This is a genomic window from Streptomyces sp. NPDC001156 (assembly GCF_053598275.1).
The window spans coordinates 12,193-38,556 of record NZ_JBSFJX010000041.1 but is presented as its reverse complement, the minus strand read 5'-3'; the positions used below and the strand labels follow the sequence as shown (position 1 = coordinate 38,556).

At 68.1% G+C, this 26,364-nt stretch carries 22 protein-coding genes; 5 read left to right on the top strand and 17 right to left on the bottom strand.

Annotated elements, in window-relative coordinates; all coding sequences use genetic code 11:
• The first annotated feature begins 959 nt into the window (after positions 1 to 959).
• Positions 960 to 3,173 (top strand): TIGR03767 family metallophosphoesterase, encoded by a 2,214-nt coding sequence (locus tag ACWDA7_RS20995; protein ID WP_450605745.1) that lies wholly within the window; start codon positions 960 to 962, stop codon positions 3,171 to 3,173.
• A 309-nt stretch (positions 3,174 to 3,482) separates the two neighbouring features.
• Here ACWDA7_RS20995 and ACWDA7_RS20990 read toward each other — a convergent pair whose 3' ends face one another.
• From ACWDA7_RS20990 to ACWDA7_RS20960, 7 genes are all read right to left on the bottom strand, one after another.
• On the bottom strand, positions 3,483 to 3,902 hold the full coding sequence (locus tag ACWDA7_RS20990) for a winged helix-turn-helix transcriptional regulator (protein WP_432923261.1): 420 nt from the start codon (positions 3,900 to 3,902) through the stop codon (positions 3,483 to 3,485).
• Between the two features lie 502 nt (positions 3,903 to 4,404).
• Positions 4,405 to 5,643, bottom strand: coding sequence for an RNA-guided endonuclease InsQ/TnpB family protein (locus ACWDA7_RS20985; protein WP_450605744.1), 1,239 nt, complete (start codon positions 5,641 to 5,643; stop codon positions 4,405 to 4,407).
• 708 nt (positions 5,644 to 6,351) lie between these two features.
• Positions 6,352 to 8,499 carry an RNA polymerase recycling motor ATPase HelR gene (gene helR / locus ACWDA7_RS20980; RefSeq protein WP_450605743.1) on the bottom strand — a complete coding sequence of 716 codons (2,148 nt, stop codon included), beginning with the start codon at positions 8,497 to 8,499 and terminating at the stop codon, positions 6,352 to 6,354.
• A 189-nt stretch (positions 8,500 to 8,688) separates the two neighbouring features.
• Positions 8,689 to 9,918 carry a glycosyltransferase gene (locus ACWDA7_RS20975; RefSeq protein ID WP_450605775.1) on the bottom strand — a complete coding sequence of 410 codons (1,230 nt, stop codon included), beginning with the start codon at positions 9,916 to 9,918 and terminating at the stop codon, positions 8,689 to 8,691.
• A gap of 466 nt (positions 9,919 to 10,384) precedes the next feature.
• Complete coding sequence (locus ACWDA7_RS20970; protein WP_450605742.1) at positions 10,385 to 11,536, bottom strand: hypothetical protein; 1,152 nt, start codon at positions 11,534 to 11,536, stop codon at positions 10,385 to 10,387.
• Positions 11,537 to 11,579: 43 nt separating this feature from the next.
• Positions 11,580 to 13,028 (bottom strand): bifunctional metallophosphatase/5'-nucleotidase, encoded by a 1,449-nt coding sequence (locus tag ACWDA7_RS20965; protein WP_450605741.1) that lies wholly within the window; start codon positions 13,026 to 13,028, stop codon positions 11,580 to 11,582.
• Between the two features lie 839 nt (positions 13,029 to 13,867).
• Complete coding sequence (locus ACWDA7_RS20960; protein ID WP_450605740.1) at positions 13,868 to 14,710, bottom strand: FkbM family methyltransferase; 843 nt, start codon at positions 14,708 to 14,710, stop codon at positions 13,868 to 13,870.
• A 326-nt stretch (positions 14,711 to 15,036) separates the two neighbouring features.
• Between ACWDA7_RS20960 and ACWDA7_RS20955 the strand changes: the two genes are divergently transcribed.
• Complete coding sequence (locus ACWDA7_RS20955; RefSeq protein WP_450605739.1) at positions 15,037 to 15,201, top strand: hypothetical protein; 165 nt, start codon at positions 15,037 to 15,039, stop codon at positions 15,199 to 15,201.
• Positions 15,201 to 15,593: a hypothetical protein gene (locus ACWDA7_RS20950; protein WP_450605774.1), complete on the top strand. Its 393-nt coding sequence runs from the start codon at positions 15,201 to 15,203 to the stop codon at positions 15,591 to 15,593. Before ACWDA7_RS20955 ends, ACWDA7_RS20950 begins: the two co-directional genes overlap by 1 nt.
• Here the strand turns inward: ACWDA7_RS20950 and ACWDA7_RS20945 are convergent.
• The gene (locus ACWDA7_RS20945) at positions 15,544 to 16,494 is read right to left on the bottom strand and encodes an AraC family transcriptional regulator (protein ID WP_450605738.1); all 951 of its coding nucleotides are present in this window, start codon (positions 16,492 to 16,494) and stop codon (positions 15,544 to 15,546) included. The genes ACWDA7_RS20950 and ACWDA7_RS20945 overlap by 50 nt on opposite strands.
• Positions 16,495 to 16,573: 79 nt before the next feature.
• On the opposite strand from ACWDA7_RS20945, the gene ACWDA7_RS20940 reads away from it, so the two are divergent.
• Positions 16,574 to 17,269 carry a class I SAM-dependent methyltransferase gene (locus tag ACWDA7_RS20940; RefSeq protein ID WP_450605737.1) on the top strand — a complete coding sequence of 232 codons (696 nt, stop codon included), beginning with the start codon at positions 16,574 to 16,576 and terminating at the stop codon, positions 17,267 to 17,269.
• Here the strand turns inward: ACWDA7_RS20940 and ACWDA7_RS20935 are convergent.
• From ACWDA7_RS20935 to ACWDA7_RS20910, 6 genes are all read right to left on the bottom strand, one after another.
• Positions 17,202 to 17,444 carry a response regulator transcription factor gene (locus tag ACWDA7_RS20935; protein ID WP_450605736.1) on the bottom strand — a complete coding sequence of 81 codons (243 nt, stop codon included), beginning with the start codon at positions 17,442 to 17,444 and terminating at the stop codon, positions 17,202 to 17,204. The genes ACWDA7_RS20940 and ACWDA7_RS20935 overlap by 68 nt on opposite strands.
• 340 nt (positions 17,445 to 17,784) lie before the next feature.
• Positions 17,785 to 18,792 carry a hypothetical protein gene (locus ACWDA7_RS20930; protein WP_450605735.1) on the bottom strand — a complete coding sequence of 336 codons (1,008 nt, stop codon included), beginning with the start codon at positions 18,790 to 18,792 and terminating at the stop codon, positions 17,785 to 17,787.
• 222 nt (positions 18,793 to 19,014) lie between these two features.
• Positions 19,015 to 19,803 carry an enoyl-CoA hydratase/isomerase family protein gene (locus tag ACWDA7_RS20925; protein WP_450605734.1) on the bottom strand — a complete coding sequence of 263 codons (789 nt, stop codon included), beginning with the start codon at positions 19,801 to 19,803 and terminating at the stop codon, positions 19,015 to 19,017.
• A gap of 52 nt (positions 19,804 to 19,855) precedes the next feature.
• Positions 19,856 to 20,749, bottom strand: a complete 894-nt coding sequence (locus tag ACWDA7_RS20920) for an alpha/beta hydrolase (protein WP_450605733.1) — start codon at positions 20,747 to 20,749, stop codon at positions 19,856 to 19,858.
• A 27-nt stretch (positions 20,750 to 20,776) separates the two neighbouring features.
• Complete coding sequence (locus tag ACWDA7_RS20915; protein WP_450605732.1) at positions 20,777 to 21,982, bottom strand: alpha/beta fold hydrolase; 1,206 nt, start codon at positions 21,980 to 21,982, stop codon at positions 20,777 to 20,779.
• Between the two features lie 8 nt (positions 21,983 to 21,990).
• Complete coding sequence (locus tag ACWDA7_RS20910; RefSeq protein WP_450605731.1) at positions 21,991 to 22,719, bottom strand: flavin reductase family protein; 729 nt, start codon at positions 22,717 to 22,719, stop codon at positions 21,991 to 21,993.
• A gap of 301 nt (positions 22,720 to 23,020) precedes the next feature.
• Between ACWDA7_RS20910 and ACWDA7_RS20905 the strand changes: the two genes are divergently transcribed.
• Positions 23,021 to 23,953, top strand: coding sequence for a ketopantoate reductase family protein (locus ACWDA7_RS20905; protein ID WP_450605730.1), 933 nt, complete (start codon positions 23,021 to 23,023; stop codon positions 23,951 to 23,953).
• 78 nt (positions 23,954 to 24,031) lie between these two features.
• Here ACWDA7_RS20905 and ACWDA7_RS20900 read toward each other — a convergent pair whose 3' ends face one another.
• From ACWDA7_RS20900 to ACWDA7_RS20890, 3 genes are all read right to left on the bottom strand, one after another.
• Positions 24,032 to 24,616 (bottom strand): CGNR zinc finger domain-containing protein, encoded by a 585-nt coding sequence (locus tag ACWDA7_RS20900; RefSeq protein ID WP_450605729.1) that lies wholly within the window; start codon positions 24,614 to 24,616, stop codon positions 24,032 to 24,034.
• A gap of 384 nt (positions 24,617 to 25,000) precedes the next feature.
• Positions 25,001 to 25,909, bottom strand: coding sequence for an alpha/beta hydrolase (locus ACWDA7_RS20895; protein WP_450605728.1), 909 nt, complete (start codon positions 25,907 to 25,909; stop codon positions 25,001 to 25,003).
• 15 nt (positions 25,910 to 25,924) lie between these two features.
• Positions 25,925 to 26,329 carry an alpha/beta fold hydrolase gene (locus ACWDA7_RS20890; RefSeq protein WP_450605773.1) on the bottom strand — a complete coding sequence of 135 codons (405 nt, stop codon included), beginning with the start codon at positions 26,327 to 26,329 and terminating at the stop codon, positions 25,925 to 25,927.
• Between the last annotated feature and the right edge of the window lie 35 nt (positions 26,330 to 26,364).

Sequence of the window (26,364 nt, the reverse complement as noted above, 5' to 3'; positions counted from 1 at the left end):
GAGTCACCGCGGCCCTGAACAAGGACCGCCGACCGGTCGGTTGCGCCGTGACACGCCATCAGGCACCAGTGCCCTCAACAAGATGACAGGGGGCCCCGTTGCGGCCCGTGTCCCGGCTGACTCGGTGTGAGGAACCACACAGGCGTGAAGATCTTCGTGGGCCGGGCCCGCAACCCTCAGAGTGCGCCTTTGTGAACTGTACGGATAGAGCACGCGGCGATGAAGGGTGGGCGTACGCAGGCCGACCCAGGGGTGCGGGCATGGCAGCGCGACGCGACGCCCAGTGCGCCAAATCCTTTGTGACGCAAGGGAGAAGATCTCTCCGGGCGTCCTCGGGGCAGCCGGTCGGCGCTGCCGAGCGGGAGACTTGCCTGACGGCCCGCAGATTCGCCCGGTGGACGACTGGCCCAGTGGATGAGTCACTGTCCCAACCCTTGCCGCACAGGGTCTCCGTGCCCCACTCTTGGCGAGGCTTTTCGGCGTCGACCCGGCCGGGCCACGTAAGTGACTGACACTCATTTCCGCATCACCCAGGGGGAACTCAGTGTCGTATCGGCCTGTCCCAAGGTCGGCAGCACCTGCGTCCCGGCGGTGGCGTGCCCAGGAGGTCCGACGGCCGACGCCGCGGCCCCTTGCGCCCAGGCCAGGACAGCTCACTCCGCCTGCGATCCGGCCTCGTCCAGGCGCGGGCATCTGCCTCGGCAGTTCACGGCCTCGCCGCCCGCAGTTGCGCTCTCCCGCCTAGCCGACGGCCTCCACCGCCGCATCCCCGCACCTGCCGCTGCCTGAGGCGCCCGCTGCCACTGCTGCGCCCGTCGCACCGCCCTGCTGCGCCCTTCCCTGACCGGCAACAACCCGTCTCACGCCCTCTCCGGCCCCAGCGGACGGAACCCGCGCCCCACAGCGCCTCCTCACATCGCACCACCACTACACACCCCACCGATCGAACAGGACGCGACATGGAAATCTCCCGGCGAAGAATCCTCGCGGCGGCCGCAGTGAGCGTGGTGGCGGCGGCCATCGACGTCGGCGGACTGCGCGCCACCGCCAGCGCCGCGACCGGCGGCCCCACCTTCGGACTCACCACCCTCGACGTGACCGTGCAGCGCGGTCCGGACCTGGGGGAGGGCTACCACGGCATCGTCGCGGGGCCGGGCGAGCCGCACATCGTCCGCCGCGACCTCGTCAACGTCGCCGCGCCCCAGATCACCCGGTCGCTGGCCGCCTTCGCCCAGATGTCGGATCTGCACATCATCGACGACCAGTCACCGCTGCGCGTCGAGTGCCTCGACCGGCTCGCGGACTTCGGCCCCCCGCACTACAACTCCTACCCGACCGCCTCCGCCTATCGGGCCCACGAGTTCCTCTCGACGCACTCCACCGACGCCATGTGCCGGGCCGTCAGAACGGTCGGCCGGGGGCCGCGCACCAGCGCCCCGCTGGCCTTCACCGTGGTCACCGGCGACGCGGTCGACAACTGCCAGTACAACGAGACCCGTTGGTACATCAACCTGCTCGACGGCAACACCGTCCGCCCCGACTCCGGCAACCTCGCCAAGGACGAGAGCGTGTCGAGCGGCGCCTTCGGACCCGATGTCAACTACTGGCACCCCGAGGCGCATCAGAACCCGCCGGACAACAACGACCTCAACGGCTTCCCGGTGCTCCCCGGCCTGCTGGCGGCCGCCCGCAGGCAGTACACCGCCACCGGCCTCGGCATGCCGTGGTACGCCGCCTACGGCAACCACGACGCGATGGTGCAGGGCAACGTCCCGCCGGACGTTCTGCCCTTCGACCCGCTGAAGAGCATCGCCACCGGCTCCACCAAGCTGACGCAGGTCACCGGGGTCCCGCCAGTCCTCAACTACACGGACCCCTCGTACTACATCCAGTTCCTCGAGGACATCATCACGGGCGACTTCACCCTGAAGACCGCCACGGTGACAGCGGACCCCAGCCGCCGGCTGCTCTCGCGGCAGGAGTTCGTTTCCGAGCACTTCAACACCACCGGGCTCCCGGCCGGGCACGGCTTCACCTCCGGCAGCGACAAGGCGTACTACGCGATACCGTCCGGGGCGAACGACCTCGTCAAGTTCCTCGTCCTGGACACCACCAACGACAGCGGGGGCGCCAACGGCGCGCTCGACGAGGACCAGTGGAACTGGCTCGAGAGCCAGTTGAAGGCCAACAGCTCACGCTACGAGCTCGACGACTCCGACGGCACCAGGCCCCGGACGGTCGTCACCCAGTCCGGAGTCAAGGACAAGCTGTTCGTCGTCTTCTGCCACCACACGATCGGCTCGATGGACAACACGGACAGCGACCACCCGTACAGCGGCGACGACCTGCGCGACCTACTGCTGCGCTTCCCGAACGTGATCCTGATGGTCGACGGCCACACCCACGCCAACAACATCACGGCCTACCATCCCGCTTTCCCCTCCACCCTCGGAAAGGGATTCTGGGAGGTGAACACGGCCTCGCACATCGACTGGCCGATCCAGAGCCGTGTCCTGGAGATCGCCGAGGGCGGCGGCCTGCTGTCCATCTTCACCACCATGGTCGACGCCGACGCGCCGTTGTCGGCGAACGGCGACACCAGCAGCCCTGTGGCGCTGGCCTCCGTGGCGCGGGAGCTCTCCGCCAACGACATCCAGGAGGTGGGCCGGGGCATCGACAAGCGCCGCGGCACCCCCGACGTGCGCAACACCCAGCTGCTCATCCCGGCGCCCTTCACCATCCCCACCGGCGTCGGCACGCTGCTCCCGGGCGTCGGCTGGCCGGTCGTCCAGCAGGGCCAGAGCGGTGAGCAGGTGAAGACCCTGCAGTGGCTGCTGAACGCTCGCGGCGCGGCCCTGACCGTGGACGGCATCTTCGGCTCCGTCACGGCCTCGGCCCTGCGGTCGTTCCAGACCGGAATCGCCTTGACGGTCGACGGCATCGCCGCCGCGCCGACCTGGCAGGCCCTCGTCGTGACGGTGCAGCAGGGCAGCACCGGCCCGGCGGTCTCGGCGACGCAGAGCCAACTGAGGGCCCACGGCGCCGCGTTGACCGTGGACGGCATCTTCGGCCCCCTCACCGCCTCCGCCCTGCGGTCGTTCCAGACCAGCCGCGGGCTCACGGCCGACGGCATCGTGGCCTCGCCGACCTGGCAGGCGCTCCTGGCGCCCTGACGGCGCCGGGTGCCGCGGTAGTGGGCACCGAGCAGTCCCGGCCCGCCTACGGCGTTCACCGCTGCACGACGCGGTGTCCGCCATGGCGTGCCGTGGCATGTCCCTGAACGGGAAGCGGACGGCCTCGGCTGCCCGACAGGTGACTGGGCCGGCAGCAAGGCCGTACCCCCGTCGACGGCCTGGGTTCCTTCGTGACTGGGCGCATGGGTCGGGCGGAGCCCCGATGAGGCATCCGACCGGTCACCACGCAGGGACCGGTCAGTGCGGAGCGATACGGCACACGGTGGAGCGGCGGTGCGCGCCGCCGGCTCAGTCTTCCTGGTCGACGGCGTGGCGGCGGTCGTAGGCGGCGCGGGCTTCGTGCACCGTGACGGCTCGCTTCTCGGTCCAGGTGCACAGGGCTCGGGTCTCCTCGGCGATCTCGCGGCCGAGGTCGGTCAGTCCGTACTGCACCAGGGGCGGGGTTGCCTTGGGGTCGACGTTACGGAAGACGATGCCGTCCCGTTCCAAGGTCCGCAGGGTCTGGGACAGCATCTTGCGGCTGATACCGCCCAGGGACCGCTGCAGCTCGGAGTAGCGCTGGACGCCGTGTTCGCGAAGGCTCACCAGCATGAGCAGAACCCACTTGTCCGCCAGGTCCACGAACACGTCACGGCTCGGGCAGAGCGCGTCGAGGATGTCCATCGGCCGGTTCGGGTCGATGCTCACTGTCCGTTCTTCTTGAGCCATGACAACAGCTTATACCATGCCTCCGAATGGATCCATGGTTACTATTGGAGGTATAGTTTCTCCGCGTCCCATTTGGGTCGACGTACTGCCTCGACGTGCGTTTATGCCAAGAAGTATTCGAATACCCCGTTCCACATGGTTTCGAGCCGTGTCAATGATGTTCTTCCGGAGTTGGACGTCTTTGCGCATGCTGTGCAGGCGCGTCGGCCCGATGACGGCACCTGGTGCGAGGCCTGGACCGCTCGCGACATCCTGATCCACCAGACGGGCAACGCCGAAGAGCTGGCCCGGGTGCTCGCCGCTCATATGGCCGGGAACCGGTCGAGACCCGCGGGTTCGATCGTGAGATCCCCTACAGGGCCTTGACCGATCCCGAGCTCTGGTCGGTGTTCCTCACCCGGTGTGAACACCTTGTCGACGTGACTGAGGCGGCTGCGCAGGACCTGTCACCGGACACTGATGTGATCTGGACGGGCCGCTCCGTGAAGGCGCCGTTCTTCGGTCAACTACCCGTTGTTGAAGCGACAGGGTTTGCACAACGGGCGTCACTGGCTGTGGCACTGCGTCTGCGTCCTGCCCTACCCGGTTGTCTCGGGGGTGGGGCTGGGGTGGTTGACTGCACCCCGCGTCGCCACAACTCCCACGCGCGGGCGCGGATGTTGCGGGAGGCATTGCGGTCCGCGTGCGCAACGACGCCGCAGGACCGGCATGCGAACCAGGCCTGCGAGACCCGGTTCGCCTTGTCGATATGCCCGCACTCGGCGCAGGTGCGGGAGGTGTACGCCGGATCGACGTAGACGACCGGTACCCCCGCGCGGCGGGCCTTGTATGCGATGAACTGCCCCAGTTGGTGAAATGCCCAGCTGTGCAGGGTGGCCCGTTGGGGCTTGCGAAGCCGTACCCGCTCGCGGATGCCTGCCAGATTCTCCAGGGCGATTCCGCGACCGGTGCGTTCTGCCTCGGCCACCACATGTTTCGCGATCTTGTGATTGATGTCCCTGGCCCGCCGCGCCTCCTTGCGCCGCCGCTTTGCGGACGGGGTGTTCTTCTGCTGCAGCTTGGTCCGCAGTGTGCGTTCCCGGACCCGGGTGCGGTTGAGCGCCCGCCCGGCCATGATCTCGCCGTCGGACGTGGTGGCGATGTTGACGATGCCCAGGTCGATGCCGAGGAAGTCCAACGGATCGCTGTTCGGTGCGGCTTCGGGGACCTCGCACGTGGCCAGCAGGAACCACATGCCGTCCCGCACCAGCAGGTCGGACTCGCCCTTGCGGTACCGGGCCAGGGCGGCCAACTGTTCCCCACTGGTGGTGAACGCGACGTCGCGCATCCGGCCGTGCACGGTCCAGATCGAGATCCGCTGCTCGGTGATCTGCCAGGACAGCATCCGGTCGTCGTACGGTTGCGCGCTGTCCGGCCGGAAGGTGAGCGGCTTCTCGGTGGCCTTCCGGTAGCGCTTCGAGCCGGGCTTGCCCAGATTCCCGGCCTTCAGGTTCGCCTTCAACGTGGCGTACGCGTCGCACGTCTTCTTGATCACGTGCTGGGCGGCCTGCGCACCCAGCCCCCACCGGGTCTTGATCTCACGGTAGGTGTGCTCGCGCAGCGCGAAGTTCCGCTTCACATCCTTTTCGAACGCCACACCGCCAGCCCAGCCGGCGGCCTCGTTGCAGGCGCGCAGGGTCGCCTCAAGTGCCGCTGCCTGCATGGGCGTCGGCAGCAGCTTCACCTGCACCACCAGCTTCACACCCGCGACGCTACCCACCCCTCCGAGCCCCCGCATTCGAACACGGAAACTCTCCCCACCCGGACCAAGCCGTGCAGCGCTCCGCGCCGAAGACGGCTGCGGCACTCCGCGCCGCCCACTTGAGGATGCGATTCCTCCCGGGCACAAACGCCCGGGGTTCCTCGCAGGAACCTGCTGAACACATGCGTGAAGAGCTCGTTCTCCATCGATGGGACGTGACGGGGGACGACGGCGTTGCGGTGCGAGCCCTCACCGAGCCGTGGGTGACCGAGCACAGCGTGAACGAGGTCGGCCAGCCGCTGTACCGTCGCGGCTCCGCCCACTTGGACTGGGCCGGGGGCGACCGGATCGAAGCGCGCCTGCGTGTCCCCGGGGCCGATGACATCCTGGTCACGGCTGACACGCAGACGGAAGCAGCATGCGTCTGGTCGCCCAGGAAGGGCCGGCTACGATCGAGAGCGATGCGGCCGTTCGCGCCCTTCTCATCTGGGGACGTCATCCTGCCGATGCCTCGCGCTGGCACAGTGACGCGGGTCCTGAGGCGCTGCGAGCGGTGCGTACTCTCCTCAGCGGTTACTGATCGTGCCGCGGCCCGTGCGGCGCCTCGACTTCGAGGCGGCCGCACGGAAGCCCACGCACTCCGGTTGTGTGCGGGTGTCCAGGGACGCCTTCCGGCCTGGCCGGCAGCGGGCGTTGGTCCGGTCGTCGTCAGGTGCTCGTGAGGATGACGAGCTGCTGGGTCGCCCGGGTCATCGCGACATAGCGGTCGACCGCTCCTTCGATGCCCTTGCCGAACTCCTGCGGATCGATGAGGACGACCAGGTCGAACTCGAGTCCCTTCGACAGCTCCGGCGTCAGCGACCGGACGCGGGACGTCGCCCGGAATGTGGGATCGCCGATGACGCAGGCGATCCCGTCGGCATGCGCGGCGAGCCAGGTGTCGAGGATCGAGCTCAGATCCGAAGCAGATCCGTGTACGACGGGTACGCCGCTGGTGCGGATGGACGTCGGTACGTTGGCGTCGGGGAGCGCGGCCCGGATGACCGGCTCGGCTTCCGCCATGATCTCTTCCGGCGTCCGGTAGTTGATGCTCAGGGAGGCCAAGGTGATCCGGTCGAGCCCGATCCGCTCGAGCCGTTCCTGCCAGGACTCCGCGAACCCGTGCCTGGCCTGGGCACGGTCCCCGACGATGGTGAAGCTCCGGGACGGGCACCGCAGCAGCAGCATCTGCCATTCCGCGTCGGTCAGTTCCTGGGCCTCGTCCACGATGATGTGCGCGAACGGGCCGGCGAGCAGGTCCGGGTCGGCGCTGGGCAGTGCGGTCCCGTCGACGAGGGCGTCCTGCAGATCACGTCCGTGCAGCATCGTCACCGCGCCCTCTCCGTCGGCGTCGGCCTCCAGCAGAGCGTCGATGACGCCGGACATCCGCTCGCGTTCGGCGGCGAGGGACGCTGCGTGCCGACGTTTGCGCCGTGCCGCCTCCGGGTCGCCGAGCCGTTGCCGTGCCGCGTCCAGGAGCGGCAGGTCGGACACCGTCCAGGCCTGGGGGTCCTCGCGCTGCAGCCGCCGAACGTCGTCGGGACTGAGCCAGGGAGCGCACATCCGCAGGTAGGCGGGTACCGACCACAGGTCTCCGACGAGGTCGGTCGCTTCGAGTAGCGGCCATGCGCGGTTGAAGGCCGTGAGCAGTTCCCTGTTCTGCCGCAGTGACTTGCGGAGCAGGTCGGACGGAGCGTCGCCGTCGTGCTTGTCCACCAGGATCGTGAGCAGCTCTTCCAGGATCTGGTCGCGCGCCTCGTTGTGCGGAGTACCGGGTTCTGCTGCTTCGAAGGCCACGGCCCAGTCGTCGGCGCTCAGCCGGATGTCGGACCAGTGGGTCGTGATCGTCATCCCTTTGGCGGGTGGCTCCTCGTAGAACCTGACCGCAGGCTCGATCGCCTTCACCAGGTCGGCGGACGACTTCAGGCGAGCCACGTCCGGGTCGGCCTCGGTCCTCGCTGCGGCGCCCTCGGCGACGAGATCCCGCAGGGTGCAGGTCTGCACGCCCTCCTCTCCGAGGCTGGGGAGGACGTCGGCGACGTAGCTCAGGTAGGGCTGGTGCGGGCCGACGAACAGCACGCCGCCCCGGCGGTGACCGAGGCGGGGGTCGGAGTAGAGGAGGTAGGCGGCGCGGTGCAGGGCGACGACGGTCTTGCCCGTACCCGGACCGCCGTCGACGACGAGAGCGCCTCGGGATCCCGCGCGGATGATGGCGTCCTGGTCGGACTGGATGGTGCCGAGCACATCACGCATCCGTGGCGACCGGTTGCTGCCCAGGCTGGCGATGAAGGCGGACTGGTCGTCGAGCGCGGCGTGCCCGGCGAATCCGTCCGAGGTGAACACCTCGTCCCAGTAGTCGCTGATCCGGCCGCGGGTCCAGCGATACCTGCGGCGGCTCGCCAGGCCCATGGGGTTGGCGTGGGTGGCTCCGAAGAACGGCTCGGCCGCGGGGGAGCGCCAGTCGACCAGCAGTCGACGGCCCTCGCTGTCCGTAAGCCCAAGTCGTCCGACATACACGGGCTCGGGGTTGTCCGCGCTGACCATGTGCCCGAGGCACAGGTCCAGGCCGAAGCGACGCAAGGCGCGCAGGCGAGCGGTCAGCCGGTGGATCTCCGCGTCCCGGTCCATCGCCTGCCGGCCGAGGCCTCCGGGCGACTTGCGCTCGGCGTCAAGGCGGTCGGAGACCTCGGCGATCGACTGCTCGAGGTACTCGGCAAGGGCCGCGAAGTGCCGTTCATCGTCGGCGATCAGGTTCGGGTCGGCCTTGTGGGTGAGGCGGTCGGGAAGGTCGAAAGCGCTGGTGGTCGAGGATTTCATGTGATCAGCTCCGATGTGAGGCCGCTTGCGACCATGACGCGCGGCAAGGCGCCCGGACCGGCGTGACGTAGCGGGTGACCGCGACGGGCAACGCTCCGCCCGGTGCGGGTCCCGTGGCCGTTCCCGGTTCGGTCGCCAGGGTTTGCAGGTGCTGGTGTTCTGGGCGCTGGCTCGACGGTCACGCGTGTTTCACGCGGGCACCGGCGGCCTTACCTTGCTGATCGCGTCGAGCAGCCGCTTCGCGGCCACCGTCGCTCCGTCGGTACGGATCATGCGAGCCACGGCGACCGCTCGTGCGCGGGACCCTGCGGACAGGGCCGTCGTGAGCGCGGCGGACAGGGACGCGAAGGTCGGAGTCGGCCCGTCGTGCGCCGCGCCTATGCCCAGGTCGGCCACCCGGCCGGCCCAGTACGGCTGGTCCGTCGCCTGGGGCACCACCACTTGAGGCGCGCCGGCCCGGGTGGCCGTCGTCGTGGTGCCCGCACCGCCGTGGTGCACCACAGCGGCCACCCGCCGGAACAGTGCCTGCTGGTTGACCTCGCCGACGAGGAAGCAGTCGTCGCGGTCGTCGATCAGGCCCAGGGCGGCCCAGCCGCGGGCTACGACCGCACGGCGGCCCTGCGCGCGGATCGCCTCGATGGCCACCTCGGCGATGTCCGTCGATGTGCCCATGGGCATGCTGCCGAAGCCCACGTACACCGGAGGTGTCCCGGAGTCCAGGACCGCCGCCAAGTCGGGCGGGAGTGGATGAACGTCGGGCAGGATCCACGCGCCGGTCTGGACGACGTCAAGGTCCGGCGTCTCCCGCCACGGGTCCAGGACCGGGTCCGTCGCCAGCCACGGCTGGTCGCCGATGACGTAGTCGCGGACGTTGTCGACCGGTGGCAGGCCGATCGACGCCCGGTTCGTGTTGAGCGCCGCACCGAACAGCGCGTTGATGCTCTGGGCGTCGAGGTCCCACAGCACCCGGTTGTCGGTCACCCCCGGCGGGAACGGCCTGCCCGGATACGCCAACGGCGCGTGGTGCGGCGACGGCAGGGTGAGTTGCTGGAAGGTCACGGACACGGAGAGGATACCGAGTTTCTCGGCTACCGACCGTGCGCCCGCTGCGGCCGGCATCACGCCGGTGGCCACCAGCGCATCGCATCCCTCGGCTGCCGCGGTGAGCACGTCGAACTGGCCGGCGATCAACTCGGCCGCACGCTCGGGCAGGGATGACGGCGGCGGCGCCCCGGTCGTCAACGCGCGCGCCGACCGGCCGACAGGCACCAACGGCACGCCGACACCGGCCAACCGCCGCTCGAACTCCTCGTCCGGCGGAGCACACACCCGCACCTCCGCGCCGAGTGCCCGCAACCGCACCGCGAGTCCCATCAGCGGTTCGACATCCCCGCGCGATCCGTAGGTAGACAACAGCACACGTACTTCGCGACTCACCTATTTCCCCCAGGTTTCTGGCTCGGCGGACGATTGTGCAGTACGACCCGGGCCTTGCGGCAATCCCCCCAGTGCGCTATAAGTTGAGAGTGGCAAGGAGCGGGTGACCTCCTTGCCTTTCCTTTTTGTGACCCGCTGCAGACGGATCAGCCCCTCGCGAAGCGGCGCGCCGCGTAGGCGGAACTGTCGACCCGTCCGGTGGTCCAACCCTGGGTGTGCTTGCCGTCCTACAGGATGAAGCACGTGGCCGCGTTGTCCACCACAGACTGCGCGTTGCGGTAGTCCATGAAGTCTCGTTGAGGACCCGTCACTGCGCCCCGGATGCCCTCCTGGTGGAGGAGGGCCCGCCGCGCCTGCCGGAGGTCGCCCTGGCGGTGGTACGCGGCGGCCGACTGCTTCCGCGGACCACGGGCCGGCTGCCGATGACTACGAACGGGCGGAGCGCCTCTCAGCTCAATGCCGTTACCCGCAGGACGGCTTGGCTGCCCTCCACGATGTACAGGTCGCCGTTGTCACGGTCGACAGCCACGTCGAACGGGCCGGCAAGGGTGGCGGACAGGGCGGGTCCGCCGCTGCGGCCCGTGGTGCCGAACAAGCCGGTGCCGGCCACGGTGTTCATCACGCCGTCCCTGACAGTCCGGACGATGTTGTTCAGGGTGTCGGCGATGTACAGCGTGCCGGCGTCGTCCATGTCGACACCGTGTGGCGCGTTGAGCGAGGCCTCCGCGGCCGGGCCGCTGTCGCCGGACCTGGCTGCGACGCCGTTGCCGACGACGGTACGGATCCGCCCGTCGCGGCCGATGAGCCTCACGCGATGGTTGTAGGTGTCGGCGATGTACACGTTGCCTCGCGCGTCCGCCGCCACGCCATGAGGGTGGTTGAGGTGCGATTTGAGGGCGGGGAGTTGGTCGTCGTAGCCGAGGCTGTTCATGACACCGGCTACTGGCCAGGTCGCGCCGGTGATCTGGTGCTGGTGCACGGTGACGTCCCAGACGGTGACATCGACCGTCGGCTGTGCGGACGGTGTGCGGATCTGGAACTGACAGTTGGTGCCGGACACCGTCGTGGTCAGTCGGAGGGTCTGCGGTGACTCGGTCAGCACTACGGGGGCGGTGGTGACGTCTTTGGCGCCGTTGTAGAAGTCGAGGTACACGGTGCCCGACCCGCGCAGGCTGACCGAGCAATCGACTGTCGCACCCGCGAGCACGTTCGGCACGGCATAGAGCCAGGTGTTGCGCATCACGTCGGTGCCGATCCAACGGATTGCGCTGTGTCCGTCCACAGTGGTCAGTTCGAGCGTGTAGTGGGCCTGCCCCGTCGCGGCGATGACCTTCCACAGCAACGCGCTTGTCGGCTGGTTGAACCCGTCGTCGAGGACGTGGTCGGTCCACGTTGTGGGCGCCGATATCCGCCCGACGACACTGTTGGCTGTGGCCGCGACGTAGATGGTCCCGGTCGCGTCGACAGCGACCCCGTGGTTGTCCCCAAGCACGTTCTTGCCGTCGGCGATCGGCACTCCCTGCCGGAGGTCGAGACCGGCCGCCGGGCCGCCGACGCCACGGCGGTCGGTGTCGTCGCCGGCGATGGTGCTGATCGTCACCGGGTTTCCCTTCGTCGTTGTGCCCCACGCTGCGCCTGGTGCGTCAGCTGCTCTGGCCGACCGCCGTGACCCGGGTCAGCGGCAGCGGGGCGATGATCTGCCGCTCCCGCAGGTAACGGACGAAACCTTCGCGGTCACGGTCGTTGCGGACCGGGTCGGTGAAGTGGACGAACGCGCTCGTGCCGTCAGCACCGATCAACGTGTAGCTCAGCCCGGCCAGCCGGTAGCTGCGCTCGATGTCCAGCGCGGTGCCGTCGATGCGCACTGCCCCCGGGTCCACTCGAGATCCGACCGGCTTGCTGAGGTCGACGCTGTAGCTCACGTTGTTCGAGACGGCCAGGGGAGCGATGGCGGCGGTGCCGTTGTTCTGGGCCTTCCACTGGCTCTCCAGCGCGGCGTGGATGTCGGCCCCCGTGACGGTGACGGTCAGCACAGGAACGCCGTAGCCGAATGCGTTCCATGCTTCGCCGAAGACCACTACGCCGTCGTCGTCGGACGGAATGTCGCCCTTGGTGTACTTCAACCCGTCACCGTTCAGTGCCACGGATCCTGCCACCGGCGCGGTCGCGAAGACCGCGAGGTCGGCATGGGAGCCGTCCTGGTTGGCCAGCCAGTACACCGCGTCGGCGGCGAGGTCGCCCATCGTGCTTTCCCCGAGCCCGTTGGCAGCCCGGGAGAAGTCCGCGGTCTGCCGGGCCAGGGGCTGCACGTAGCGTTTTGTGGCCGCATCCACCCAGTAGTCGGCGATCGCCTGTATCTCCGGGTCGGGCGGCACGTCATGGGTCATCGGATGGTTGACCGATGTGGTCAGCTCGCGGACGACTTCGCCGGTGAGGGGATCCAGGCGCAGCACGATCTCGCTGATCAGCTGGCCGTGGCAGCCGGCCTCGACCACCGGCCGGGGCCGGCCGAGCGGGTCGGGCAGCATGCCGTTGAACGCCGCGTGCCAGTGTCCGGTGACGATGGCCGCGATGTCCGGGGACGCCTGGGCGGCGAGCTGGAAGCAGTACCCCGTCGGGTCGCTGAGGCCGTTGAAGTCCTTTCCTGCAGCGCCCCCGTCGTGCATGCTGACGACGATCGCCTTGACGCCCTTGGCTTTGAGTTCGGCCGCGTACTTGTTGACTGTGGCTATCTCGTCGAGCTCGCCGAGGCCGGGCTGGTACGACGTCGATCCGGTCACTGTTCCGAGTGCGGTCAGGTGGATGAAACCCACCGGCAGCTTGCGCCCTTTACCCGCATCGACCCATACAACCGAGTACGGCGGCACAATCGATATTCCCGTATCGGCGTACACGATGTTGGACGTGTAAAAGGGGAAGTTCGCGCCGCGAAACCTCTTGCCCGTCGAGTCCGTGAAGGAATCGTCGCGCCCGGGGACCCCGTAGGGTTTGCCCTTCTCGATATGGTCGATCAGGTACTCGGGAAAACGCTGGTCGAGCTCGTGGTTCCCCACCGTGCTGAATTGCAGGCCGAGCTTGTTCAGCACCTCCACCGTCGGCTCGTTGGCCAGCGAGTCCGCCTCGAAGGTCCAACCGGAGAAGTTGTCCCCGGATGCGAAGAAGATCGAGTCCTTCCGTCCGGCCGTAGTCGCTTCAGGTGAGCGGCCATATACCCGACCCCGCCGACCACGACCTGCGCTCCCGAATGGTCCGTCAGGACGTCGTAACCGGCGGCGACCTCCGCAGGCTGAAGGTACCCGTGCAGGTCTGTGATGTTGAGTAGCTGCACCTCGACATGACGGTCGGGATTGGGCTCGATCGCGTTCGCCGACGCGTACGCGCGTTCGCCGACACCGGCCCACGCGGGAGCCCCGACAACCGCCGAGACAATCGCCCCTCCGCCGATGCGAAGAATACTGCGCCGCGGGATTCCGTCACCGTGGGACATGCTCATCGACTTCCCGTCCGACACGATTAGTGCCAGCGCGAAGTTATCCGCACAGCGGGAAATACGAATGAATGCCCAGTGGTCACTTGATGCACGACTCGTGATCCGTGCAGGATGCACGGTTGAATAAAGCAGTTGTTCAGTGTGCAGTCAGTACATTGCTACGTCAATAGTCGGAAATCTTGATGAACTCTTGGGTGAGATTCGGCTTGTCGTTACCTATCGCCAGAACAATCTCTTGAGCAATTGACGCCCTCTCCCCGCCCCACAGGGGGCCGGAAGAGGGCGTCCGTTTATGGTGATCAGCGTATGTTTGCCCGCGTTCAGGGCTGACGTCTTGGCCCTGCTCCACCCGGAGCCTGGTCCCACCGCCGCGCAGACTGCACGCGATCTGGGCAAGGGAGGCGGCCGACCCGATGGGGGCCCTCGGCCATAGGGCGTGGACTAGCCGCGGGGTGCGAACAGCAGGTTCCGCGAGCCCTTCGGTCGAGGCGCCGTCGACGGCACGAGCGACCCGTCGGCTTCGGCGATCCAGTGGGAGTCGTAGCCGAGCGGGCTGAACTCGGCGATGAGCGAATCCAGCGGCGCGTCCGGCAGGGCCTCGAGCATCACGGCGGGCCTGTCGCGCTTCAAGACCTGTCGGGCACCTTGGAGGACCGACATTTCGTGGCCCTCAACGTCAATCTTGATGAGGTCGAGCTTCGTGTCGGCGAAGACCTCGTCGAGGGTGACCAGTTTGATGCGCTTCATCTCGGCGTCGGCGGCGGCATGCTCCAGGGACGAGCCGGTCGAGAGGAGATTTGCGGAGAACCGGACGCTGATGTCGGCCCAGCCCGGCTCGCTCGACACACCCGCCTGGTAACGCTTCACGTTCTGAACGTTGTTCGACCGGACGTTCACCGCAAGTCGGGCGTGGACCATGTCCACGGGCTCGAACGCGTGCACCTTCGCTTTAGGGTTGGCGAGCGCCGCGATCATGGAGAAGTAACCGACGTGCGCTCCGACGTCGGCGATCGTCGTGCTCTTCGCAGCGAGGCGTGACCACGTGGCGAGGCTGCCGGGCTCGTAACCGAACTTACCGTTCCACACCGTGTCGAGGGCGACCGCGTCGTCGTTCACGCAGAACATCACGAACGGCGGGCAGTACGGAGAGTCGATCTCCACGTAGCCCCGATACGGGTACTTCTTACGGTGGACGCGGATGATCTCACCCGTGGAGACCGGCCGGACAGACGTCGTGTGGGCCAGCGTGCGGGCGTTCGCTTGTTCGAGTTCCGGGAGTCGCATCGCGCCATCGTAGGAGCCAAACATGGCCATGTCGCGTAGTTCATGGATCCAAGTTGATCGACCGTGTGGATTGCGTGTGCGGTCGACGTGGGACGCTGCGGGGCGAAACCGGCGGTTTGGGCCCACCCGCGTCGGACAGCACACTATGTCGACCTGACAGCGGTGGTCGAGGGACGGGCCGGGGGGCGCCGAATCCGGGCCCCCGACACCTGGGGGAGCCGGCGAACACGGCGGCGTACCTAGGCTCCGTGCGCGGTCGCGGCGGCGGGGCTGCGACAGCCGGCTCGTGGCCTGCGGCCCGGCGACGATGACATGCGGAAAGGACCATGGCGAAAGAACGAGTGACCGTGTGCGTCCGCGGCTGCGACCCACAGGACCTGCCCCAGGCGATCGGCGCGGCGATGGCGCCGTACGACTACAACGGGGACTTCGTCCCTGGCGAGCCCGAGGTCGAGACGGGGTGCGTGGCGGAGGTGCAGAGGTGGGCGTGATGTGGGCGGCGACGTCACGGGTATCGGGACGGTTTTCCGCAGTGGAGAAACGTTCGGACGTGAGGGATCTGTCGGATCGCCTCACCGAACTGCGTTTCCGGGGTCAGGGGCACCTCGAAGTCCGGTTGCCAACCGGTGAGTTTCCTCGATTGGCCCTGGGTTTCCGAGGCAATCGGGCGGTCATCCATCTGTTCGATGACGCTGAGGTGACGTCTCTTCTCGTCGGCGATGGCACCGTCGCGGCGGATGCCGAGGTCGACATCCCGATCATGGACGACCTGGCAGTGTTCACTGGCGGCTTTGTCCTGACTGTCGACCGTGCGTGGGTCCTCGTGCGCAACTTCATCCGGACGGGGGCGCCTCGCGATATGGGCGAGTGGCGCGAGTTGTAGGTTCGGCGCCGGCCCGCCGCCACTGTGCGGGGCTCATTCCGTGCACCTTGCCGAAGGTGCGGGCGAAGTACCCGGCGTCCGGGAAGCCCACTTGCCTGCCGATCTCGCCGATCGGCAGTTCTGTCGCGGCAAGCGAACGCCGGGCTTGTACCATCCGTCGCTCGGTGATCCACTCCTGCACCGTACGCCCGGTTTTTCGGCGTACCGTCGAGGTGAGGTGGCCTGGGGAGATGTTGACTGCGGCGGCCACGTCGCGCAGTGACAGCGGTTGTGGATAGCGCTGTTCGATGACCTCGAACACCTCGGCGAGCAGTTGTTCGTGGTTCTCGCGTAGGTCGCCCACGACGTCGGCAGCGAGCCGGGACACTGCGATCAGCAGCAGGGTCAGGTGGGCCGCCACGGCCTCTCGGTAGCCGTCCTGGCGGTGCGTCAGTTCGTCGTGGAGGGCCTGGATCCGGGCGGTCCATTCGGTCCGCTCCGCCTCGGGCACCCGCATCCGCAGGGCGCCGATCGCTCCGCCACGGACGAAGGGAAACAGCAGTGGGTGCGTGCGCCAGGCCAGGTGGGCGCCGGGGACGTCCGGGCCGAGTACGTCGGCGGTGAAGAACACGCCCCAGCCCTGGGCGTGGGCCAGGTCGCCGGCGTGGAAGTGGCCCATCACGTCGCCGGGCGCGACGACGAACAGATCGCCGGCCTCGATCGGCCAGGATCGCCGGCCGGTGCGCAGCAGCCCGCCGGTGGTCTGGAAGTATGCCAGGCCGGGGAAGTCGTGCGCGTGCTCCTCGAATGTGCCGGCGCTCTCCCAGCTGTGGTCCAGCCGCCAGGTCGCCACGGGCAGCTCGCCGGGTGCCGGCAGCATCGAGTAGGTCGCCGGCCGGTCCCGGCTGGGTGCCGTTCGCATGGTCCGCACCGTCGAATCGTCCCATGGGAGCCACAAATCGGTACAGGTCCGCAGCTCAAGTCGCAGTCAGAATGAGGACATGACCGAAAAACTGTCTCAGCCGCATACCGAGCGGGAGTACATCCCAGGCTTGGGCAAGCACTTCCTGACGCCGCTCTATGACGTGGCGCACCGCGTGTTCGGGCTGCACTCCGTGCACCAGGAGATGATCACGCTGGCCGCCTTACGGGACGGGCACCGAGTGCTGGACGTGGGCTGCGGTACGGGGAACCTGCTGCGGGCGACCGGTCAGCGGCACCGGAACGTGGACCTCGTCGGGCTGGACCCTGACCCGAAGGCGCTGGCCCAGGCCGGGCGCAAGGCCCGGCGGGCCCGCCTCACCGTACGCTTGGACCGCGGGTTCGCACAGGAACTGCCCTATGACGACGCCTCGTTCGACCGAGTCTTCTCCAGTCTGATGCTGCACCACCTGGACAGCACCTCGAAGGACGCGCTGCTGGCCGAAGTGCGCCGGGTGCTGCGGCCCGACGGGCTGCTGGTCCTGGCCGACGCGGTGCTCGACGAGCACGGACAAGGCCATGTGCACGGCCGCGGGACCGGGAAGGTGGGGATGCGCGGCCGGATGCGCGAGCAGCTACGCGAAAACGTCGGCGACGCGCTGTCGCAGAAGATCGCCGCGGCTGGCTTCACCATGGATTCAACCCGCACTACAGCACTGCGGATCGGTGGAAGCATCCGCATCGAGGTCGCCTGTCCGAACGTGCGCGACGCCTGAACCTCGAACCGAATACTCCCGCAGAGACAAAACGCTCTGCAAGGCGAGCTGAGGTGACCTTCTGCTTGGCCAGCTCACACTGGGAGTGGACGCCGAGTTTCCGGAACGCCTTCCGCAGGTGGTTGTCCACGGTGTGCACGCTGAGGTAGAGGTGGGCCGCGATCTCCGCGTTCATGGCCCGCCGGCGGCGAGGCGAGCGACACGGGCTTCCCGGCGAGCGAGATCGCTGCCGCCGTCCCGGGCCGTCACGCCGGGCTGGACCGGATCATCTGCTGCCTGTGCTGTTCTGGTGCCGTAGCCCTGAGCGCCCCCGGCTGCCGCAGAACGCACGGTGTCGCACACGGTTTCCGCTCCACGTGGTCTTCCTGCTCGCCGCGGGCGTGAAGGTGCTCGCCTTCCTGGAGGCGGCACGGGCCAAGGAGGTGCCGCTGCGCAGGCTCTTCGGACTGGAGGCGCGAGCCGCATGTGCACGTCGGCCACTCGTACCCGCCCGCAGGCTCGACAAGGTCGATCGCTCAGGCAACCTGAAGGCTGGGCGCTGTCCGCTCAGTACGGTTGGCCAGCAGGAACGCGGCACCCGCGGCCCATAGAACGAGCGTCGCCAACGGGGCGAACACATGGGAACCGTCGAAGTAGCTGAGGTCGGCCACGGCGCGGACGGCGGCGCCGGGAGGCAGGAGCGCGGAGACCGCTCGGGCGCCACTGGGCATCAGGTCGGTGCCGATCGTTGCGCCACTGGTCGAGTTTCCGATGGTCAGGAGCAGCAACGTGGCGAGGGGGATACCCAAAGGGCCGAGATATGTGGCCAGCGTTTTCGTGGTGAACGCTGCGGCGGCCGCCAGCAGGGCCAGTACGAATGCGAGAGGAAGGAACGGCGCGGGGACGGCGCCGAGGACGGGGCCGGCGATGGTGGCTGCGACAAGGCCTGACGCTGCGGAGAAGCCGGTGATGAGGGTGAAGCGGTGCCGCAGATGCAGCAGATTGCTCAACCCCATGACGTTCTGGGCGAGGACGAAGCCCGACAGGGTCACTCCGAAGGCGACGTAGAACCCCGCCAGGCCGCGTGCGTCGTACTGGTCCAGCGGTACGACGTCGGAGACGGTGACGTGCTGGTCTGCGCCGTGCGCGTACGCGGTGACGAGCTTGGTGACCGCAGTCGTCGTCGACAGGCCGTTCGCGCTCGCGACGTCGAGCTTGAGAGCCTTGCCGTGATGTTCCGTGCCGAGCACGGCCACCACATCCCGATGCAGGAGTGCGTCACGTGCCTCACCAGTGGAGTCGGCGTGCTGGGCGTCGATCGAATTGCCCAGGGCCTGCTGGACCTTGTTCGCCAGCAGCGGCCCCGTGACCGCCACGGGTATGCGGTGCGGCTGGGGATCTCGCAGGAGACCGATGTAGCAGCTGACGAACGCAGAGACGATGACCAGGCCTATGAGGAACGGCTGCAACCAGGCGCGGACGGGTTTGCGGCGCCTGTGATGCGGCGGGGCCTGAAGCTGGGGATGCACTCCGGACTTCTCCATGACAGGGGGTGGATCGACGGCCGCATGGCCGTTCGTGGTGACTCCGCGGGATGCTTCAGCGTCGAGCCACCCCCTGGAACCGGGCGGCGGTGGCGACGGCTCCGGGGGTCACCTGCGAGTCGAAGGGGGAGGGGTTGATGCGGTCGGGACAGCCTTCGGCAGGGCCCCGACCCACATGCGCGGGGAAGCCCTGCCCACCTGCGGCGGGCAGGGCCTGGACCGTCAGCGGCCCTGGAAGTCGATGGCGGGTCGGGGCAGCCCAGCCTTGAAAGCCGTGACCGCCGAGGCGAGACCCGCTGTGACGTCCTCCGTCTCGAAGAGCGGCATGGCGATGTCGAACATGGCCTCGTCCGCCGCAGAGATCCCGCCGACGGCCCAGGCCCGCAGCAAGGCCTTGTGCGCGGCGTAGGCGCGGGTGGGACCCTTGGCCGCCTTGCGGGCGAAGGCCGTCGCCTCGGTCAGCAGGGCGTCGTCGGGAACGACCCGGTTGATCACGCCGGCGTCGGCCATGACCGCGGCCGGTACCTGCTCCGAGGTGAGCGCCCACTCCGCGGCGCGCGCCCGGCCCGCTCGTTCGGCGACCCGGTAGATCCCGCCGAGCAGGGTGACGATGCCGAGGGTCTGCTCGGGGTGGCCGAAGCGGGCCGTCTCGGCGGCGAAGACCACATCGGCGCGGAGCGCGAGTTCGAGACCGCCGCCGAAGCACAGGCCGTGTACGGCGGCGATGACCGGCAGCGGCAGCCGCTCGAGCTGGTTGAAGACCTGCATGTAGCGCTCGAAGAGGGCCCGCAGTTCCCGTACGTCCGCATCCGGCCAGTCGACGATGTCACCACCGAAGCTGAAGTCCGGGCCTTCGGCGCGCACCAGGACCGCTCGGGCACCGCCGCGGCCGATCGACTCCAGAGCTTCGGAGAGTTCGGTGGCCAACTGCGGACCGATGCGGTTCTGCGGCGGGTTGTTCAGGACCAGCGTGGCGAGGCCGTCGTCGATGGAGTGGGTGAGATGGGGCATGCTTCGTCCTTGAGATCGTGCCGGCGATGCGGCCCGTGGGGTTGTCCGGTCGTCAGGCGAGGTGCTCGCGGAACCAGGCGAGGGCGGCGGCGCTCGCCTGGTCGAACTGCATGGTGTACGGGTCGAAGTGACCGCCCGGGATGAGCTGCAGCCGCTTGGGTTCGAGCGCACGCTCGTAGGCGGCGAGCGCAAGGTCGGTCACGGTCACGGTGTCGTCCAGGGCGACCACCATGAGCAGCGGTGTGGGGGAGACCCGTGTGATCCAGGGCCCGGGCTCGTACATGCGGGCCGCGCGGGTGGAGCGGACCGTGACCTCGTTCTCCCATACGCCGTCGGGCTTGGGCTGCAGGTAGAAGTCGATGGCTTCCTGCGACCGGTAGGAGGCAGGTACGGCAGGGTCACTGCTCACAATGACCTGGGTACGTGGAGCCTCGCCCCGCAACTGCGCCCGCTCGTCCTCGGAGAAGGCCTCCTCCAGGGTCGCGACGGCGTCCGGTGCGATGCGGCGCAGCCCCTGCTCGTAGCCGCTGATGGTCGGCACCTGGGAGACCACAGCACGCAGCCGGCGGTCGGTCGCGCCCAGCACGATCGCGTGGCCGCCGGCGTAGCTCGTACCCCACAGGCCGATCCGGCCGGCGTCGACCTCGGGCCGGCTCTCCAGATAGGAGATGGCCCGCCGCCAGTCGGCGATCTGCCTCCAGGGGTCGACGTCCTGCCGCGGCTGTCCGTCGCTGGCCCCGAAGGTGCGGTGGTCGTGCAGCAGAACGACGAACCCGTCCTCGGCGAAGGCCTGCGCGAAGGGCTCAAGGCCGTGCTCCTTGACCCCGGCGTAGCCGTGGGCCATCGTGATCGCCGGATGGGGACCCGGCCCGTCCGGCAGGAAGAGCCAACCGCGCAACGTGACTCCGCCGTCGGCTTCGAACTCGACGGTCTGACGCTCAACCATGAATAACCTTCCTGAGGAAAACGGGACTCAGCCCTGGTGGAAATGTTCGGGGTCGACCACGCCGCGCAGACGTTCCCGCAACTCCGCGGAGAACCGGTGCAGCGCGCCCAGTGGCCGGTGATGGATGGCGATCCGGACGATCCGGCCGCCGTCGTCCTTCGTCAGGATCGTCACGCCCTGGAGCTGCATGCCCTCGAACGCCGTTGCCTGCCATTCCAGATACGCGTGGTCCCCGTTGACGGCCTCGCGGGTGAAGGTGAGCGACTCGTACACCGAACTTGCCGCGGCCATCACGTCCTTGACCTGGTCTCGACCCGTGATCGGTCGGGTGAGCGCACTCGCTTCCAGCACCACATCCGCAACGAACGCGTCGCCGAAAGCGGTGGCCGACTTCTCCGCGAAGGCGTTGGTCCAGCCCTGCGGGCGTACGGTTCGCGAGGAAGCATTGGGGCCGGAGGAGAGGGATTCGGCCAGGAAGTGGTCGAGAAGGCCCGCGACTTCGGCCGGCTGCTCGAGGTGGACCCAATGTCCGCTCCCGCCGACCGACACCGACTCCGCCGAGTCGAACCGCGGCGTGATGCCACGCACCAACTCCTCGGTGGCGAAGCCGTCTTCGTCCCCGCGTACGATGAGCACCGGGCCCTTGAAGCGACTTGTCTGCCTGCCCGCCGGGTGCCCGGTGTTCCAGCAGTCGGCGAAGTCACGGACGATGTCGGGACGGACGCGACATCCGCTGACCACCAAGCGGTCGAGCTCCCCCTCGGGCATGGCGGCCGACAACTGCGCCCTCACCGCACGCTGTCCCTCGGGGTCCCCGCCCAGGGAACGGAACGGGTCGATCGCCTCGTCAGGCAGTTGTGTGCCCCCGAGCGGAACCGGGGTCAGCAGGACCAGGCCCACTGCTCGTTCGGGCCGCTGAGCCGCGACCAGTTCCGCGATCGCCGTTCCCATGCTCTGTCCGACGATGACGAAAGGTTTGCCGAGGGCGTCGACGACGGAGGCCACCTCCTCGGCGAACCGGTCGTATACGAACGGCCCGCTCGCCGCTGTGCGATCCCCGCAGCCGGCCAGGTCGAGGGTGACGCACTCGATACCGGTCGTCTTGAGTTCGGCGGTCAGCGGGTCCCAGACGTACTGGTCGTCCAGGAAGCCGTGGACGAACACCAGGGCGAGGTCGCCTTCGCCCTGCCGGCGGAAGCGCACATCGGTTGCCCCGATCCGTTCAGTCCTCATCGCGGTGCTCACTTTCCGGGGGCAGGCGTCGTCGCGCCGGAGGGGGACCATTCCTTGGTGTCGAGCGGGGACCAGTCGGCCGGCTTCGCGTCCAGGCGCGCCATCCGTCGGCCGTGCCGCGCCGCGAGCAACTCCTGGTCCAGGGGCGTGGTGAAGACGTTGTCGACCAGGGTGTACTCGGCGGCGAGGCGGCCCACGGCCGGTAGCGCGGCGGTGTCGATCCGCCCGCGTTCGAGGTAGAGGTCGTCCCTGACGTGGAAGCGCACCACCCGGCCCCACACCACGTGATCGACGCCGTCGTCCCCGACCGGAATGATGCGGTCGACGACGCACTCGAACGAGATCGGCGCCTCCTTGACCCGCGGCGGGCGCACCACTTCGGAAGGCTCCTTGGCCAGCCCGAGCGCCGTGAACTCATCCACGTCCCGGTCGAACTCGAACGCCGAATGGTGCAGGGCATCCGCCTGCGGCAGCGTCGCCAGGTTGGTGACGAATTCGCCCGTGTCACGGATGTTGACGAAGGTGTCCTTCAGGGTCAGCCCATCCGCCCTGGGCTGCAGGCTGAGCGACACCATGGGCGGCTTCCGTCCGACCGCGGTGAAGAACGAGATGGGCGCGAGGTTGGCGACGCCCTCGTCGGACACCGTGCTGACCCAGGCCACGGCCCGCGGAATGATGCTTCCGATCAGCAGTTTGTATGCGTGAGTGGCGTCGAGCTCCGCAGCGTCGATGATCATTTGAGGCCCTCCATCGATTGAGGCGCGGCGCATGGACAGCGCTTTGTGCCGTACGGCCATGACCGGTGAAGCGGCTCGTCATGGCGGCGCTGGCCGGAGGCCGGGGGCGGTGCTCGGTGTCGAGCTCCTACGACATAAGCGTAAGTGCGTTACTTATGTCGTGCAAGGAGGAGTGATCCAGTAGACTTCGTTTTCAAGAGGGACCAAGGAAACAAATGGGAAATGACCGCACCGAGATTGCCTCTAGCAGAAGGGGTGAGGGCGGGGTGTAGTCGCCAGGTCGTGAGAGGAGCAGTGGCTTATGAGGATCCTGGTGGTGGGTGCCGGTGCGACCGGCGGTTACTTCGGAGCCCGGCTCGCCCAGGCGGGCCGGGACGTGACCTTCTTGGTACGGGCGGAGCGCGCGGAGCGCCTGGCCCGGCGGGGACTGCGGATCATCGGTCTGGGGGAGCAGACAGTCCTCGCTCCCCGCACGGTGCAGGCCGGCGATGTCGATGCCCCTTACGACGTGGTCCTGCTCTCCGTCAAAGCCACCGGATTGGAGCCGGCCATCGATGACATGGCACCCGCGGTCGGTCCGAACACGCTGATCGTCCCGTTCCTCAACGGGATGCGTCACATCGACGCCCTGGCCGCACGGTTCGGTGGCGAGACAGTGCTCGGCGGTGTGGCGAAGGTGGTCACCACAGTCGATGACAACGGCGACATCGTCCGGCTGGCCGATCTCCAGAGCCTGCGCTACGGCACCCGGGACGAGACCGCCCCGGCGCGACTGGAGGACCTGCACCGATCCCTCAGCGACGCCGGGTTCCCGACCGGGCTCTCCGATGACATCGATGGAGAGATGTGGGCCAAGTGGGTCTTCATCGCGGCGGTGAGCGCGGTGACCTGCCTGATGCGGGGATCGGTGGGCGAGATCGTGGCCGTCCCCGGCGGGACTGCCTTCGCCGAAGGCGTGGTCCAGGAGAGCGCGTCCATCGCCGCTGCCGCCGGCCACCCTGTGCCCGATGCGGACCTTCAGCAGACGCTGGCGACCGTCACGGCGGCCGGCTCTTCGCTCACCTCGTCCCTCTACCGCGATGTGACAGGCGGCCGCAGTGCCGAGGTCGAGCACATCTTCGGGGACCTGGTCTCCCGTGCTGAGCGGCTCGGGCTGGACGTTCCGCTGCTGGATCTGACCACGATGCACCTCCGCGTGCACCAGCACCGGATCGAGAGCGCCGGCTCCGCCTGAACGCTCCATACGCGTGGGGGCTGCCCACCGAATCTCTTCGGTGGGCAGCCCCCACGCTGTTGACATGCCAAAGGGCGCCTACGAAGTGCTCCGGGTGCGCTGCCTGGCGCGGTAGGCTCGCAGATTCGCCGCGTTCCCGCAGACCTTGACGTCGTGCCAGACTCCGCTGTTGTTGCGCGACCGGTCGAAGAACACTGTGCCGCACCGCTCGTTGCGGCACAGCTTCAGTCGCTGCCAGTTGCCGGCCTGCTGGGCCTGGAAGATCTCGATCAGAGCCAGTGCCGCGACCCGCCGCCAACCGGTACCGCGCGGCTCCGGTCGCACCTCCCCGTTCCCGCCGAGCTGCATCGCGATGGCCGCGGTGTGCAGCGGCGGGAGCGCGTCGTCGCGGCCCTGCCCCGCAGCCCGGCGCAGATCGTCCCGGAAGGCACGAAGCTCCTCCTGGTCGTGCGGCTCGAGTTCGATCCCGGCCACGGCCGCGCCGGTGGCCTCGCCCCACTGCACCAGCGCCCGATCAAGCCAAGCCTGGGCCTCGCCGGGATCCGCCAGCAGGTCCGCGGCGCGGGGCTTGCCGGCGGAGATGGTGTTCATGAGGTCCTGGACGAAGCCGAGCCCGCCCGGTGCCGACTCAGTGCCGTAGCGAACCGTAGCTGGCCAGCCCATTCGGATCACTCCTCGCAGTCGATGCGTATGTGAGCGACATAAGCATACAACTTTTATCTATTTTTGAGGAAGGGTGTGGGAGTGAGGTCAAGACAGGCGGCGGCTTGTGTGCGGCACGATCAAGGCAACCGGGTATCGCAGATCGACATTTACACTTAGTGACATAAAGAACGCGACGTAGCGTATTTCGATGCGCCTGCGTGCAGCCTCGGCCGCGCGGGCCTCCCGTGCCAGGCGGCGTCCGAATGCGTGGTGACGGATTTCCAGCCCTTCGACGCGACCGCGTATTCGGACATGACATGCCGATCAGCCGGGCGGGACTCGCTGGGCACGGAGGCGAGCGTGACGCCGACAGGCAGGTGTCGCTGACGGCTCCCTCCGACCTCACCCCGGTTCGGCGAGGTGCTCACAGAACCACTCGGCGGCGGCTTCACTCGTCGGCTTGAAGGCCGCGACGTAGGAGTCGAAGTGGTCACCGTGGAACATCCTCAACCGCTTGGGCTCCAGAGCACGCTCGTATGCTGCGAGCGCGAGATCGGTGGGGGTGACGGTGTCGGTCCGCCCCACGACCATCAGCAACGGCGTCGGTGAAACGCGGGTGACCCACGCGCCCGGTTCGTACATCTGCGCTTTGCGTGTGGACCGCAACGTGATGTGCTTGGGTTCTTCGACAGAGGGCGGCAGCGAGAAATGGGCGTCGGACTCCGCCATGCCCCGGGAATGGTAGGCGGCCTGCACCTCCGGATCGAGGCTGTTGAGGAGCTGATACGCGGGCTGCTTGCCCGCCAGTTGCGCACGTTCGTCGTCGTCGAACAGCTCCTCCTGCGCGCGCTTGCGGTCGGCGGGTACGCGACGCAAGCCCTGCTCATAGCCGCTGATGGTCGGAACCTGCGCCACCGCGGCCTTGATCCGACGATCGGTGGCCGCCAAAACGATCGAGTGACCGCCGGCGTAACTTGAACCCCAAACACCGATCCGGCGGGCGTCGACGTCGTCGAGGGCCTCCAAGAAGGAGATCGCCCGCCGCCAGTCCGCGATCTGCTGCCAAGGGTCGATGTCACCACGTGGCACGCCACCGCTGAGACCGAACCCACGGTGATCGTGGACGAGAACGACGAAACCGGCCCGGCTGAAGCGTTCCGCATATCCTTCCAAGCCGCGGTACTTCACTCCGCCGAAGCCGTGCGCCATGGTGATCCCCGGAAAGGGGCCGCTGCCTGTCGGTGGGCGGAACACCCAGGCGTGCAACTGTATGTCGCCCTCAACAGGAACAAACACGTCCTGGTGACTCATAAACCGTTCACCCCTCTATGTAGTCACCGATTTGTTCACGAAGTCGGTGAGCATGCGTGCTACGGTGGCGGGTTGCTCGACGTGAGACCAGTGCCCGGCACCAGGGACGTGTGCGATGTCGCAGTGCTCGAACCGGGGCGCCACCTGTTCGCTGACTAGTCGACGGGAAGCGAACGTGTCATCGGTGGTGATCATCAGCGTCGGCGCGGTGACCTGTGAAGGCGCGTCACCCAGCGGATGGCCGTCGGTCCAGACGTGCAGAGCCTCGATCGCCGTGTCGCTCGGGGTGGCGAGCGATGCCGCCACCAGAGTGTTGACAACGTCCGCTGTCCTGGAGACCAACAAACTTCTTGCGGGACTCGGCAGCCACCTCGGGGTCGCGGTTGCGGGACGCGCCTTCGAAGGCGGAGAACTCCGCAGGCGACAACTCGTACCCTCGCAGTGGTATGGGGCTG